We start from the raw sequence: 13,353 nt of genomic DNA on the forward strand, positions 1-13,353 counted from the left end.
TGAAAAATAACCAATCGAAAGTGATTAAGATAAACTCTAAAAACGGTAAAGTGATTTCGGAATTTATTGAAATCCCAATCGATTAAAAAAACGTTTTACAACAATGTGTATAATTCATTGCTAGTTAGAGCCTACTTACGAAAGTCCTCGCGGACTTTCTATCCGTGATTTATTTGCTAACTTTATTGCCTAAACACGCAACGAAATCATACACTAGACCGTTGCCAGTAATTAAAACAAAACCTATGAATTTAACATTAACAGATTTTTTTTTTAATATTCCAATCTATTCACCAATAGAAATTAATGCTGAAAATGTTGATATTTTCAAAGAAATACTTGACAAAACCATCGCGACTGATTTTCACGGATATAATCCTTTCGAAAAAGTTGAATCTACTTTTAAAATAATTACAGATTTAATTCCGAATTCTAATAGTCCATACTTCAAAGAAGGTGGATTTGGTACTGTAAAAATAGAATGCAAAAGAACTAATATGATATTTTGGTATTATATTTTATGGCAGCCAAATTCAAATACACTTTCTAAAATTGGACAATATCCATCTGTTGCGGATTTTCATATTTATGAAGTAAAACAGTACAACAAATTACTTTCAAAAGAGAAATTAAAAGAATTCACCAGAGCAATTGGCTTAGCTGCTAACGGAGTCGGAATTGGCTCTTTCGTTTATCTAAGAAGAATCTTTGAGCATTTGATTGAAGAAGCATATAATAAAGCTAAATCTGAATCAACAATTGATGACAGTATTTTTCAGCCTGCAAGAATGGATAATAAAATTGATTTATTAAGTCATTATTTACCAACTTTTCTAGTTGAAAACAAGGGAATGTATTCAATACTAAGTCTAGGTATTCACGAATTAGACGAAAAAACCTGTCTTGCTCACTTCGATACCTTGAGAGTTGGAATTGAGATTATTTTAGACGAGAAATTAGATGAATTTAAAAAACAGAAAAAAATAGAGGATGCTAAAAAGAAATTAGCGAATTTAAAACAAGAAATAAAGAAATAACTACTGGCAACACCGTATATAATTTATTGCTTGTTCTAGCCTACTTACGAAAATCTTCGCGGATTTTCTATATGGTTTTTATTTGCTAACTTTAGTGCTTAAACCACGCAACAAACCATATACAAACACGTTGGCAAACATTAAAGGAAATCCGTTAACTAATTGAAAACCATAGTTCACTCATTTAGAGTTTAGGAATAACAAAACATAGAATAGATTTGAAAAATAAATATAAACTGAATGAAAAAAACAATATTTACATTCCTGATAATTGTTCTGAATCTTAATTTAAGTTTTTCACAAACGAAATCTGAAATTGATTCTTTGTTAAACGGAATTTCGGAAACGGAAAATTCTAAAGAAATTAGGAAAACCGAACAAGCGAAAAAAATTATTGCTTTCGGAGAAAACTCTCTGATAACTCTTGCGGAATTTTTTACTGACTCTACTCTGACTAAAGTTAAATCTGAATGTCAAGAACGGAATTTAACAAAAGGAGAAATTGCGATTATTATGGCTGACCAAATTGAGTTTATGCCTTATGCAGCATTAACTGGAATTCAGAATTGTCTTTTGTCTTTCTGCGAGAATAATCCAAATTTAGTCGAATATTATTTTTGGGAAATTAAGAGAGATGGAGTTGAGAATTTTCAAAAAAAATATGTTGATTGGCTGAAAAGTGATGAACACAAAAAATACACACCATTATTTGTCCGAAAAACAGATAAAGAAATAGAAAAACAAGAAAAGAAAAAAGCACGAAAAAAGACGAACGAAAAAAAATAAATAAAAAACGATTTGCCAACAATGTACATAAAAAATAGCTTCATTTAGTAAAATAGAATGTTTCTAAACCTAAAAAATACTAATTTTAAACATCGGAAAATATCGTTTTCAAAAACGCTACTTTTCATGTACTAAACCGTTGTAGTGCATTTGAGAAACCCAATCTGATTATAGAAATTTATGAAGAAAAAGAACATAAAAGATGATATTTTAAGAGCATTGGTTTCTGAAAAAATCCCACTACTTCCACCAGATGAATTATTTGCTAAATTAAAATATGATAAATCTAAAATTGACTTTGCAATACTGGAATTGGAAAAGGCTAATCAAATAGCAATTCACAAACCAACTTATAAAGGCGATACTCTAAAATATACCTTAACACAAGACGGAGAAATTTTTATTAGAAACACAAATTATTACGAACAACACAAAAAAGGAAAAACTAATAGTTTTTACAAAATTGCGGACAAAGCTATCGCTATATTAGGAATTTTAACTGGGATAATTTTCGGGATAAATTCTTGCTCATCCGAAAACAAAAATGACCGATTAATTAAATTAGTAGAACATAAAGACAGTATTATAAACCATAAAGCTACCGATTTCAAGAAACTTGAAAGCAAAATTGATAGTGTTAACTACGAAATAAAAAAATTAAAAACCCAATTTAATGAGCTTAATAGTGTAACTACAAAACCTTTAGCTGTTAAAAAAATTAAAAAACAATAAAAATATTTTATGAAATCAATTTCACTAATTCTATGTTCGATATTTCTTATCGGTTTTACCCTATTTGAAACTGATAATTTTGAGATAGAAAATGGCCAAGTTCTTTGGCAAAAAGTTTACGAAACCGATTTGACAAAAAAACAACTCATTGGACAAATCAAAAGTTCTGGCCAGTTTGAAAACATTTCGGAAAACGAAGAAAGTCTGTCTGCCGAAATCAACCAACTCTCAATGGACTTTAAAGGATACGGAATATCGGAAATGTCAACACCTATGTATGTTTCTCGGAGTTATGTAAAAGCATTCGTATTAATAGAATTTAAAGATGAGCGTTATAGAGTGACGCTGAAAAATATCAAATTCGTTCAAAAATATGAAGACGCTTTATCCAAACAGGGAGAAACAACAGACATTGAACTTTACGCTTTAAAAAAACGGAATACGGAATTTAAGAGCAGTTTTCTGAAGAAACCATCGAAAATTATGGACTTTACTTTTCAAAAGGTTACGCATTTTAAAAGGATTACAAAAAAAGATAAATGGTAAAAAAACGCACTACAACACCGTATATAATTTATTGCTAGTTCAAGCCTACTTACGAAAATCCTTGCGGATTTTCTATTTGGTTTGTATTTGCTAAATTGGGTGCTTAAAACACGCAACAAACCATATACAATAACGTTACTTGCAATATATGAGAAAGAAAATTGCTTACTTAATATCTTTGTTGATTTTATTTACTTCTTGTAATCTTAAGAAGGAAAAAATTGACTTCTTAAATGAAGAAAAATTAAGTTCAAAAACTCAAGCAATAATTTCAGACATTATTGAATATGGAGAAATCACAGGACCTTTTGTTGGAGAACTTCCAACAAAACCAAAACAATGGGATAACTTTATAGAACTTAAGAAAAATGCAACTGAATCTGAATTATTGGCATTAATGGAACATCCAAATCCAGTCGTCAAATGTTACACTTATGATATTTTAGTAAAGCAAAAAAATAAAAACAGTTTTGAAATTTTAAAAAATAATCTGAAAGATTCCACAACTGTTTATACTCAATATGGTTGTATTGGAGATGAAACAAGAGTTAATGATTATCTAATTAATTCTTTATTTTACAAATACTCTTTGAGAAATGATTCTTTAATAAAGCAAAAAACAGAATTAGATAGTTTAATCATTTTTAATGAAAATTTAACTCTCAATTATAAAAACGAACTTCTTGAAAAAATTGAGCCAGAAAAAAAGTTTTATACTCAATTAAAAAGACTTGCATTATTAGGAGAAAATTCAGCTGTTATAGCTTTATCCAAGTTTAAGAAAAAGGAAAACTTATCATTAATTATAAAACTTCTTAATGACAAAAAAACTGAAATTCAAACTTGCGGTTTAAAATCTGTAATAAATCATCCTGATGTAGTTTTATTTAATGAAGTTAGAAAAATACATCAACAAGAGTTGAACAAAAAAACTGGATTTGATTATATAATTATTAGGGTTCTTTATGAAACTATTGTCTGTTTTAAAAATTTAGAATCTAGAAAATTATTAGAAAATTCTATTATGAAAACAAAGGATTTTCAAAAAGATGTTCATTTTGAAAATATTTGGAAAGCATTAAAAAATAATCCTGATAAAATATATAATGGAATTATTGAAAAATTGAATTTCTCTAAATACGAATTATATAATTTAGAATATGAATGGAATCAAGAACAGAATTGGAAAAAAAATACTGCAAGTAACACCGTACAAAATTAATTGCTTGCTTTTTGCTCACTTACGAAAATCCTCGCGGATTTTCTTTGTCAGTAATTATTTAGTAAATTTAATGCTTAAACCACGCAACTAACCTTGTACAAACACGTTGTGTGTAATTAAAAAAACTCTCGAATTGAAAATAATAATCGGAATTTTATTGATAATTAGTTCTTTGTTTTCTTGCAAGAATTCAAATATAGAATCAATCAAATTTGAGGAAAAGTTATTATCTAAAATTGAGGAAAATGGAAAGAAATTTATTGATTCAAAAGAAAAACAATATTTAGATTTTAAGGAATTAACTGAATTCGAGTGGGACTTTTTTAAATATATTTCAGGAAATGAAAGTGTTCCAGTTCTAAAAGACGAAATCAAATGCGACTTAAATTTAGATTTTGAAACGAGTGATTTAAATATAAATAAATCAAGGTTTTATTTTTTTAAAAACAATAAGTTTATAAAGGAATTAGAAATAAGTCACAATAACAAAGTTCATTTTTATTTCTCAAATTACTGTTCTGAAAAAGAATATTATGAAAGTAAATTTATAGCAACAAACAATTCTGAAAAATTTGAAAACTCAGAAACTATATTACACCCATTTTGTGAATCAAGAATATATAAAAGTGAACAATTAATTGAATATTATGATTATAAATTTCTTGTTTCAAGTCTTATAACAAAAGACAAAGGAAAAACTTACGAATATAATGTTGCCGAAAAAAAACTAACTGACTCTATTGGAATTGGCAAAGTTTTTAACAAAAAAATCAATAATGAAAATGGAACAATAAAAATATCTTTTGACATCGTAAAAGACAGAACAAACAAACCGAAAAATTTTATAATCGTGAAAGAAAATAGGATATTAATAAATCCAAATTTCTCTGAGAGTTGCTATAAAAATTCTGGAGAGAATGTAATTTTTCATTGTGAATATGAATTTTTGGAAAAAGAATTTAAATCAACAGAATTTGAAATAAAAACTACACACAACACCGTATAAAATTAATTGCTATTTTTAGCCAGTTTACGAAAGTCCTCGCGGACTTTCTATCTGTGATTTATTTGCTAACTTTAGTGCTTAAAACACGCAACTAATCTTATACAACAACGTTGGCAACTATTACTCACTCAAATTCTGAAAGTTGAATTTCAAACTTGAAAAGAAACAAATTACAATAATAAATGAAAGGTTTGAAGAAAATTGAGAAAACATTATTGATTCTAATAATTGTATTGTTTTACTCTTGCAACATGAAAAATGAAGTCATAATTAACGCTGATTTTGAACAATTTTTAGAAAATTACATCAAAAAAAATCCAATTCCTAAATATTTGGCATTAAAAGGACAAGGAAAATTTGCAACTCCATCATATCAACTTTATTTTTGGAAAAAAGGACTAGACTCAATTGTTCAGGTTAGACTGAATCCATTTGTTTTTCATTTTAATCAACTAAATTCATCGATTAGCAAAGATGAAAATGAAATTATTGTTAAGGAAAATCCAGAAGGTTATTTTAAATTTAGACAAAATCTTATAGTCGTTTTTGATAAGAATAATTATGGAATAAATATATTACACAGAAACAAATTAATTAATAAAATTCCAGATAGTTTGGAATGGGATTTTGATAAACAGAATAATCATTTTAAGAATAAATCAAGTTATTTTAATATTTCGAAAAATAAGGAAGAAATTAATAAATAAAAAAAACAGTTGCCAACACCGTATAAATTTTATTGCTGTTTTTGGCTTATTTTGGAAAATTCTCGCACACTTTTAATTTGGTAAATATTTATTAACTTTACGCTTAATCAACGCAACAAAACTTTATACAACAACGTTGTAATTAATTATGACCCGTCCTGAATAAAGGCTACATAATTTTAAACATTATGTACAAAAATGACAAAGTAATTAGACGTTACAGCGAACCTTTTAAATTAAAAATTTTAGACGAACTTAGCATTGGGAAACATACAAAGAGTGAACTTTGTAAACTCTACTCTATTGCACCTACAACTGTTAACGAGTGGATTAAAAAATATAATCGTAAAGACCTAATGAACACCAGAGTGAAAGTGGAAACTAAAGACGAAATATCACGAATTAAAGCTCTTCAAAAAGAGATTGAACAGCTTAAAAAACTATTGCTTAAAAAGGATCTAGATGCTATGGTATTGGATTCTTATCTAGAAGTAGCTGCTGAAGATCTTGGCTATAAATCTGTTATTGAGCTAAAAAAAAAGTTAAGTATAAAGCCTTAATAAAAGCTAAAGAAAAATCTAAGGGATTTGCGTCTTTAACAACCATAACAAATTGTTTTGGACTTAAACGTGATGCCTATTATAAATACAAATCTAGAGCTGATAAGCGTTTAAAACTAGAACAGCAGATTATAAATATAGTCAGTAAAAAACGCAAATCCCTTCCTAGAGAAGGGGTGCGTAAACTCAAAAAATCATTAAATAACGAGTTTACTAAAGCCAATCTTAAAATTGGTAGAGATACTTTATTTAACGTACTTAGAAAACACAATATGCTAACACTTAGAAAGAAAACCAGTGCCAGAACAACAAACTCATATCATCGTTTTTACAAGTATAACAACATTATAAAAGACCTTGAAATAACGCGACCTAATCAAGTTTGGGTATCTGATATTACATACATAAGAACTGTAAAAGGCTTTTGTTACTTAGCTTTAATAACTGATATGTACTCCAGAAAAATAGTTGGTTATGACCTTAGTGATAGCCTGGAACTAAAAGGATGCGTAAGAGCCATTAATAAGGCCATCTACCAAGCTAAAGATATTAAACAGCTTATTCATCATTCTGATAGAGGAATACAATATTGTAGCAATGTATACACACAAATACTCAAAAGAAAAAAGATAGATATTAGTATGACACAAGAAAATCATTGTTACGAAAACGCAATGGCAGAGCGTGTAAATGGTATCTTAAAAGACGAATTTTATCTCGACCAAACCTTTGATAACGTAGCACACGCTAAGAGAGCTGCAAAAAATGTAATTAATTTATACAACGAAGTAAGATTACACTTATCTTTAGACTATAAAACACCGAATATGGTATATCAATTATCAGCGTAAATTCTCCCGAAATTTCGGGATTAACCTGTAGCCATATTTCAGGACTAGACATTAAAAAATGAAAAAAGGATGCACAATAGCAATTTTGACAACTTTAGGAATAGGAATAATTCTTATTTCACTTGTCTATTGGGCTCTTCAACCTGAATTTAAAACCGTTGAAATAAATCAGAATATTGGCGGAAAATTAGTCTGTAAAATGGAATATTATCCTGACCTTCATTCTTGGGAATACATTATTAATTATGAATACAAATCTCAAAATGGGAAAACACTAAATCTTGGTAAAGGAATCTATTCTGGAAGAGAATGGAATGAAGACGAACAATTAGTCAAAGTGAATAATTTGTACGTTTTGAAAACTGGAAATTTTCACGGTTCTGACAAAATAATTTATGGAGATTTTAAATCAAAGAAATGGAAAGAATATGAATTTACATCCAAAGGAATTGAAAATGACAGCTTATGGAAAACAAAAAACATAAAATCACTATATAATTATTGGCCTCATAGAACTTTTGTGTCAGATATAAAAAATGACCAAATTCTTGTGACATATGAATATCGAATAGATTCAAATAATGCAGATTTAACTGAAAAGAAAATAATTGAATATGAATTAATTGAAAAACCAGTAATTAAAAAAATAACTAATTACAACACCGTGTATAATTAATTGCTGGTTTTAGCCAATTTACGAAAGTCCTCGCGGACTTTCTATCTGTGATTTATTTACTAACTTTAGTGCTTAAAATACGCAACTAATCATACACAACAACGTTGGCAGTAAACAAAAACCGAAAGTTGAGAGAAATAATTGAAAACGAAAAAATAAAATTATCAATGTCTGAAAAATTCAGATATTATAGACTTTCAATAATATGTTTAATTGTAACAGTATTTTGTTTGACAAATGGGTTTACAAAATTACCATTTGAAAATTTTAACTTTACCGAAAACACAGTGGAAAAAATTGGAATTTTCTCTTTCATATTTTTTCTAATAACTTTTATTTATTTTTACATAAATCTAAAAGTTGAAAGAATTAGATTTCTTTATAATAAAAAGGAATTTATAAATATTCTGGAACAAACTCTTGAATTAAATCCAGGTTGGAAACTTTCTGAAAAATCTGACAATTATTTAATAATAGAAACTAAAGAAAATGCTGAAACTTTAGGAATTTCAAGAAATACAATAATTTCGCCAAATATGGGAAATCGAATTTATATTGGGTTAGAAAATAAGGAGTTTTTTGTAAAAAGTTTATTTAATTTATCGAATGAACATTTTTTGGTATTGAACAATGGTGAAAGTAAACGAAATGAGAAATTAATAATAGATTTGATAAAGTCTACTGCCAACACCGTGTAAAAAAAATTGCTGGTAAAAGCTTACTTACGAAAATCCTCGCGGATTTTCTTGGTTCGTGTTTTATTTACTAACTTTATTGCTTAAACCACGCAACTTTCCTTACACAACAACGTTGTGCTTAATGCAAAAAAAATCTGAACTGAATTGATATTTAGAACCTTGAAATATAAAAAATACGCTGAAAATTCTTGTCAAAATCTGACTGAATTTCAAGATGATTTTAGAAAAAAATATGACACAGATAATTATGAAAATTGGTTTTATAATCAATCGAGTGAAACATTAAAACTTTATTCGGAAAACAAAGAAATTTATTTCAAATACATCCCAATTGGAACATTTTCGAAAAAGAAAAATACTTGGATGTGGTCTTGGGCAAATGAAAATTCTGTTGAACCGAGAAAATTTCAGACTTTAAAAGTCAAAGAATTCGGAGAAAAGAAGAAATACGAAAATTTAACGAAAGAGCATTTTGAAGGAGACAATTTTACAGGTTGGGAATTAACTTCTATTGCATTTGAAATAATTGGAGGAATTGGAACTTATCGAGTTATTTCAGACAATTTAGAAAAATATTTTTTATTAACAGAGGAAATAACAAAAGAAGAAGTTGAAAAAATAGAAAGTGAATTAATTGACTGTGGAGTTCACGGAAAATTAAGAAAAGCATTTATTTGTCAACATTTGAATTCTAAACAAAAAACTGGATTTGAGGAAGCCTTTGAAACTTATCGTGGAATGGAATTGGACGAAGAAGATGATTTTCAAGCTTGGTGTTCTGAATGTGAAAAAGAGAGAATTAAAACAAATGGTTGGAATGATGAATCTATGGAGTTTGCTAAAATAAATTTAGTTTGTGAAAAATGCTATTTTGAAATTAAAGAAATAAACGAATGACGAAAACACTAAGCACAACACCGTATAAAATTAATTGCTGGTTTTAGCCTATTTACGAAAGTCCTCGCGGACTTTCTATCTGTGATTTATTTGCTAACTTTAGTGCTTAAAACACGCAACTAATCTTATACAACAACGTTATGTTTTATTGCTCAGGAAAATCGAAACGCTGAAAAAAATGCTGAACAGTCTCTCGCTAATTTTAAAAAATTCAATGCAACACGAAAATTGAAACGCTTGAATTTTTTCAGGTTTAGAATTTTTTAAAAAAAAGTGAAAAACAAAGTATATGTGGAAAAATTGCGTGCGAATTAGAACTCAAAACGGAATTGAAAATCTTTGTGGAATGTACTCGTATTTTGAATTTTAGAAAATTTTCAAAAACAGAAACGTGCTAAACTCTCTCTCGCAAATTAAGCATCAAAACGGAATCGAAAATCTGTGCGGAATTAAAACGTGAAAACTCTTTCTTAAAATCTGAATTTTGTAAAATTAACTAAAAAACAGCTCAAAAAAGGAATTCAAAAATGTCGAAAAAAAATGAAAACGGAATCAAAACGCACTCACTCAAATGTTTCGCAACAAAACATAACACCGTGTATAATTTACTGCTTGCTTCAGTTTTTCTTGCGAAAAACCTCGCAAACGGAAAAGTCTGGTTTTATTAGTTATTTTTTGCTAAATTTACGCAGCAAAACATACACCAAAACGTTGGCGGTAATTAAAACGAACGACATATAGAAAAAGTAAAGTCAATGAATTACACCTTTAAAAATACTGAAATAAATAACAAGAAGGCTACTGACTTTGAAACAAAATCTTTACTTTATTTAATTGGAAAGAGAAAGGATAGTAAAGAAGTTGAATATATTGCTTTTGACTGTTTTAATGATGTTAGTGGAATTAATAAAAAATCAGATAAAATTTGGGATATTCAATCAAAAAATGAAAAAAACCTAAACCCAAAAAAGATTGGAAAATATTTTTTCACACTTTTTGACAATTTTACTTCTTCATTTGATTTTAAAGAGTTTATTTTCTTTTGTCCAGTTTTAAAAACTGAATATAAAATTGATGCTAAACTAAATACTTATGGAATTGAAAATATTGTAGACAAAACGCTAACGAGGATTAAAAATGGTTTAAATCTAGAGGTAATAAGAGTAAAAGGAACTTCTATAAATTATGATAAAAAACAAGAGGATTTTCTTAAAAAAGTAATAATTGTTGAGGATACAGAACTTGATAATGAATATATAAAAACAGTTACAAAGTTTAAGAAAACAGAAATTAAAACTGACGCATTTTATCAAAGTGTTTTTCAAGATTTAAGAGATATTCAATCAAGTAAAAAGAATTCTTATATTGAAAACGAGATTATAACAAATATAAAAGATGTTTTAAAGTTCAACCGACACTTATTTTCGAAAGATGTAGAAACCTTAATAATAAGTAGAATAATCGGCTGTGAAGTATTCGAATACAAATCAATTCCATTCTATTTTTATCCGTTAATAAATGCACTAGATGTGGAAGACGTAAAAGATACTGTCCAAGAATGTAATTCAAATTTATCAAGAGCTTTTTTTAACAAAAATAGTAATCGTGAGTTTTGGAAAATATGCGAGGTAATAATTGAATTTATAGAATCAAACAACATTACAGACGTAGAACAAATATTTAAAACAATATTCAATAATTATAAACCTAGAATATCTTATTTAACCCCAATAACTATTAAATATTTAATTGCTATTACAATCGAAGGAAAACAATGATTATAAAAAAAACGGCATTTGGAAATAGCCAAGAAGCATTTATTGAAGATAGATTTAAAAACACAACTAACATTATATTCAGTAATGATAATAACAGAGGAAAAACCTTAGTTATTCAAGGACTTATGCATTCTATTGGTTACGATTCCATTTTCCCTAGTGGTTTTAACTATAAAAGTTATTTTTTTTATTCTAACATCATTATTAACCAAATAAGCTACGAATTTCTAAGAAAAGGAAACTCAATTATTCTACTTGAGAATGATATACTTAATGTATTTAATAGTATTAGTGAGTTTAAATATTATTTCGATAAATACATATACACATTACCTAAGATTGAAAAAGATGGCGAATTAAAACCCGTAGATTTAACATTATTCTACGAATTATTTTTCTTAGGTCAAGATAAAAGAAACTCTTCTAACTTAATCATTAAAGGTCGTAACAACAAACAAGACTTTAAGAATATGATTTTTGCAATGCAAAATGTTCTTATTTCTAGCACAAACAAATATGACATAGAAGAACTTAAAGAACAAAAAAAATCTATAGATTTAAAAATCAAAACAGAAAAAAGAAAAATTACTATTTTAAAGAAGAATCCAGAAATAGCTTCATTTATTAGTTCAACAGCAAATAATATTGATTTTAAAAACACATCTAAACGACTTAGTGAATTACACAAAAGTATTGCAGATTTACAAAAACAAAGAAATAGAGAAGAAAACAGAAAGATTAAATTAGAAAATCTAATTATTGAATTAAACTCTCTGAATAGAAGTTTACATGAAGGAAAAGTTAAATGTTCTGATTGCGGTAGTTCAAAAATTATCTTCGCTAATCAGGAATTTGAATTTGAAGTAAGCAATAATTATGTCCGCCAAAACATATTAAAGTCTATACAAGAAAGTATTTCTATGAAAAAAGAAATTGTTCAAGAATTTAATAGTGAAATAAATAAAGAACAATCTCAAATTCAGAAATTATTAAAAACTTCAACACCTGATGTAAAAAATTACATTCTATTTCAAGATGAAATAATAGATTCAAAAGATATAGATAAAATAGTGTCAGAACTTCAAAAACAACTTGAAGAAGTTCAAAAGAAAATCAATAACAACGAAAGTAAAATTGTATCAAATAAAGATTTACAAAAACTCATTATGGAAAGTGTTATATCTGAAATGATGCGTTATTATAAAATAATTGATAAAGATGGATTATTAGATTTTGAAGATTTATTTACTAAATCAGGAGAAACATACTCAGGAAGTGAAGAACAAGAATATTATTTTTGCAAAATACTAGCTTTAAATAAAGTTTTAAACATTGAATTTCCTATAATAATTGATTCTTTCAGAGAAGGAGAATTATCTTCTACAAAAGAAAATATTATGATTGAAGAATATATAAAACTTGACAACCAAGTTATATTGACTTCTACTTTAAAAGATGAAGAATATGATTCAGCAAAGTATTTGAAACTTGAAAACGTAAATGTAATTGACTATTCGTCTTTTGCAGATAGTCAGATATTACAGGATAATTATGTAGATTCATTTAATGAAATACTTGAAAAATTCGGAATAAAAGAATAACTACCGCCAACACCGTATATAATTTATTGCTGGCTTCTCGCCTACTTACGAAAGTCCTCGCGGACTTTCTTTGTCCGTAATTATTTACTAAATTAGTTGCTTGAAACACGCAACAAACCATATACATCAACGTTGCAAAAAACTGTGCTCACTCAAACGTGGGAATAAAAAAATTGCGATTTAATGTTCTTTAAAATTGAAAAAAAGTGGAATTTTAAAAAGTTGAACACTCTCTCGCTAGCAAAATTCAACACGT

At 27.4% G+C, this 13,353-nt stretch carries 14 protein-coding genes; all 14 read left to right on the forward strand.

All coding sequences use genetic code 11. From position 1 onward, the window contains the following. Positions 1–245 precede the first annotated feature (245 nt). The 14 genes from FP421_RS06750 to FP421_RS06815 all read left to right on the forward strand — a co-directional run bounded on the left by FP421_RS06750 (position 246) and on the right by FP421_RS06815 (position 13,097). Positions 246–1,037 (forward strand): short-chain dehydrogenase, encoded by a 792-nt coding sequence (locus FP421_RS06750; RefSeq protein WP_159948920.1) that lies wholly within the window; start codon positions 246–248, stop codon positions 1,035–1,037. 240 nt (positions 1,038–1,277) lie between these two features. Continuing rightward, positions 1,278–1,823, forward strand: coding sequence for a hypothetical protein (locus FP421_RS06755; RefSeq protein ID WP_159948922.1), 546 nt, complete (start codon positions 1,278–1,280; stop codon positions 1,821–1,823). A gap of 180 nt (positions 1,824–2,003) precedes the next feature. Further along, a complete protein-coding gene (locus FP421_RS06760; protein ID WP_159948924.1) occupies positions 2,004–2,555 on the forward strand; it encodes a hypothetical protein in 552 nt (183 codons plus the stop codon). 9 nt (positions 2,556–2,564) lie between these two features. Beyond that, positions 2,565–3,101 carry a hypothetical protein gene (locus FP421_RS06765; protein ID WP_159948926.1) on the forward strand — a complete coding sequence of 179 codons (537 nt, stop codon included), beginning with the start codon at positions 2,565–2,567 and terminating at the stop codon, positions 3,099–3,101. Between the two features lie 148 nt (positions 3,102–3,249). Further along, positions 3,250–4,323 carry a hypothetical protein gene (locus tag FP421_RS06770; RefSeq protein WP_159948928.1) on the forward strand — a complete coding sequence of 358 codons (1,074 nt, stop codon included), beginning with the start codon at positions 3,250–3,252 and terminating at the stop codon, positions 4,321–4,323. A gap of 133 nt (positions 4,324–4,456) precedes the next feature. Then, positions 4,457–5,329 carry a hypothetical protein gene (locus FP421_RS06775; protein WP_159948930.1) on the forward strand — a complete coding sequence of 291 codons (873 nt, stop codon included), beginning with the start codon at positions 4,457–4,459 and terminating at the stop codon, positions 5,327–5,329. A 251-nt stretch (positions 5,330–5,580) separates the two neighbouring features. Continuing rightward, positions 5,581–6,036: a hypothetical protein gene (locus FP421_RS06780; RefSeq protein WP_159948932.1), complete on the forward strand. Its 456-nt coding sequence runs from the start codon at positions 5,581–5,583 to the stop codon at positions 6,034–6,036. 188 nt (positions 6,037–6,224) lie between these two features. Further along, positions 6,225–6,596, forward strand: a complete 372-nt coding sequence (locus FP421_RS06785) for a transposase (RefSeq protein ID WP_159948942.1) — start codon at positions 6,225–6,227, stop codon at positions 6,594–6,596. Then, positions 6,596–7,447 carry an IS3 family transposase gene (locus tag FP421_RS06790; RefSeq protein ID WP_159948954.1) on the forward strand — a complete coding sequence of 284 codons (852 nt, stop codon included), beginning with the start codon at positions 6,596–6,598 and terminating at the stop codon, positions 7,445–7,447. The genes FP421_RS06785 and FP421_RS06790 overlap by 1 nt, the downstream gene beginning before the upstream one ends. 58 nt (positions 7,448–7,505) lie before the next feature. Next, on the forward strand, positions 7,506–8,123 hold the full coding sequence (locus tag FP421_RS06795; RefSeq protein WP_159948944.1) for a hypothetical protein: 618 nt from the start codon (positions 7,506–7,508) through the stop codon (positions 8,121–8,123). 128 nt (positions 8,124–8,251) lie between these two features. Further along, complete coding sequence (locus FP421_RS06800; protein ID WP_159948946.1) at positions 8,252–8,821, forward strand: hypothetical protein; 570 nt, start codon at positions 8,252–8,254, stop codon at positions 8,819–8,821. Between the two features lie 159 nt (positions 8,822–8,980). Next, positions 8,981–9,718, forward strand: coding sequence for a DUF6882 domain-containing protein (locus FP421_RS06805; RefSeq protein ID WP_236548067.1), 738 nt, complete (start codon positions 8,981–8,983; stop codon positions 9,716–9,718). Between the two features lie 755 nt (positions 9,719–10,473). Further along, complete coding sequence (locus FP421_RS06810) at positions 10,474–11,496, forward strand: hypothetical protein (RefSeq protein ID WP_159948950.1); 1,023 nt, start codon at positions 10,474–10,476, stop codon at positions 11,494–11,496. Further along, the gene (locus FP421_RS06815; RefSeq protein ID WP_159948952.1) at positions 11,493–13,097 is read left to right on the forward strand and encodes a hypothetical protein; all 1,605 of its coding nucleotides are present in this window, start codon (positions 11,493–11,495) and stop codon (positions 13,095–13,097) included. The genes FP421_RS06810 and FP421_RS06815 overlap by 4 nt, the downstream gene beginning before the upstream one ends. Positions 13,098–13,353 lie beyond the last annotated feature (256 nt).

The sequence above is a fragment of the Polaribacter septentrionalilitoris genome, assembly GCF_009832745.1.
Classification (GTDB): Bacteria; Bacteroidota; Bacteroidia; order Flavobacteriales; family Flavobacteriaceae; genus Polaribacter; species Polaribacter septentrionalilitoris.

Coding starts and splice junctions, on each gene's coding strand:
- FP421_RS06750 (WP_159948920.1), top strand. CDS start 246: ATGAATTTAACATTAACAGATTTTTTTTTTAATATTCCAATCTATTCA.
- FP421_RS06755 (WP_159948922.1), top strand. CDS start 1,278: ATGAAAAAAACAATATTTACATTCCTGATAATTGTTCTGAATCTTAAT.
- FP421_RS06760 (WP_159948924.1), top strand. CDS start 2,004: ATGAAGAAAAAGAACATAAAAGATGATATTTTAAGAGCATTGGTTTCT.
- FP421_RS06765 (WP_159948926.1), top strand. CDS start 2,565: ATGAAATCAATTTCACTAATTCTATGTTCGATATTTCTTATCGGTTTT.
- FP421_RS06770 (WP_159948928.1), top strand. CDS start 3,250: ATGAGAAAGAAAATTGCTTACTTAATATCTTTGTTGATTTTATTTACT.
- FP421_RS06780 (WP_159948932.1), top strand. CDS start 5,581: ATGAAAAATGAAGTCATAATTAACGCTGATTTTGAACAATTTTTAGAA.
- FP421_RS06785 (WP_159948942.1), top strand. CDS start 6,225: ATGTACAAAAATGACAAAGTAATTAGACGTTACAGCGAACCTTTTAAA.
- FP421_RS06795 (WP_159948944.1), top strand. CDS start 7,506: ATGAAAAAAGGATGCACAATAGCAATTTTGACAACTTTAGGAATAGGA.
- FP421_RS06810 (WP_159948950.1), top strand. CDS start 10,474: ATGAATTACACCTTTAAAAATACTGAAATAAATAACAAGAAGGCTACT.
- FP421_RS06815 (WP_159948952.1), top strand. CDS start 11,493: ATGATTATAAAAAAAACGGCATTTGGAAATAGCCAAGAAGCATTTATT.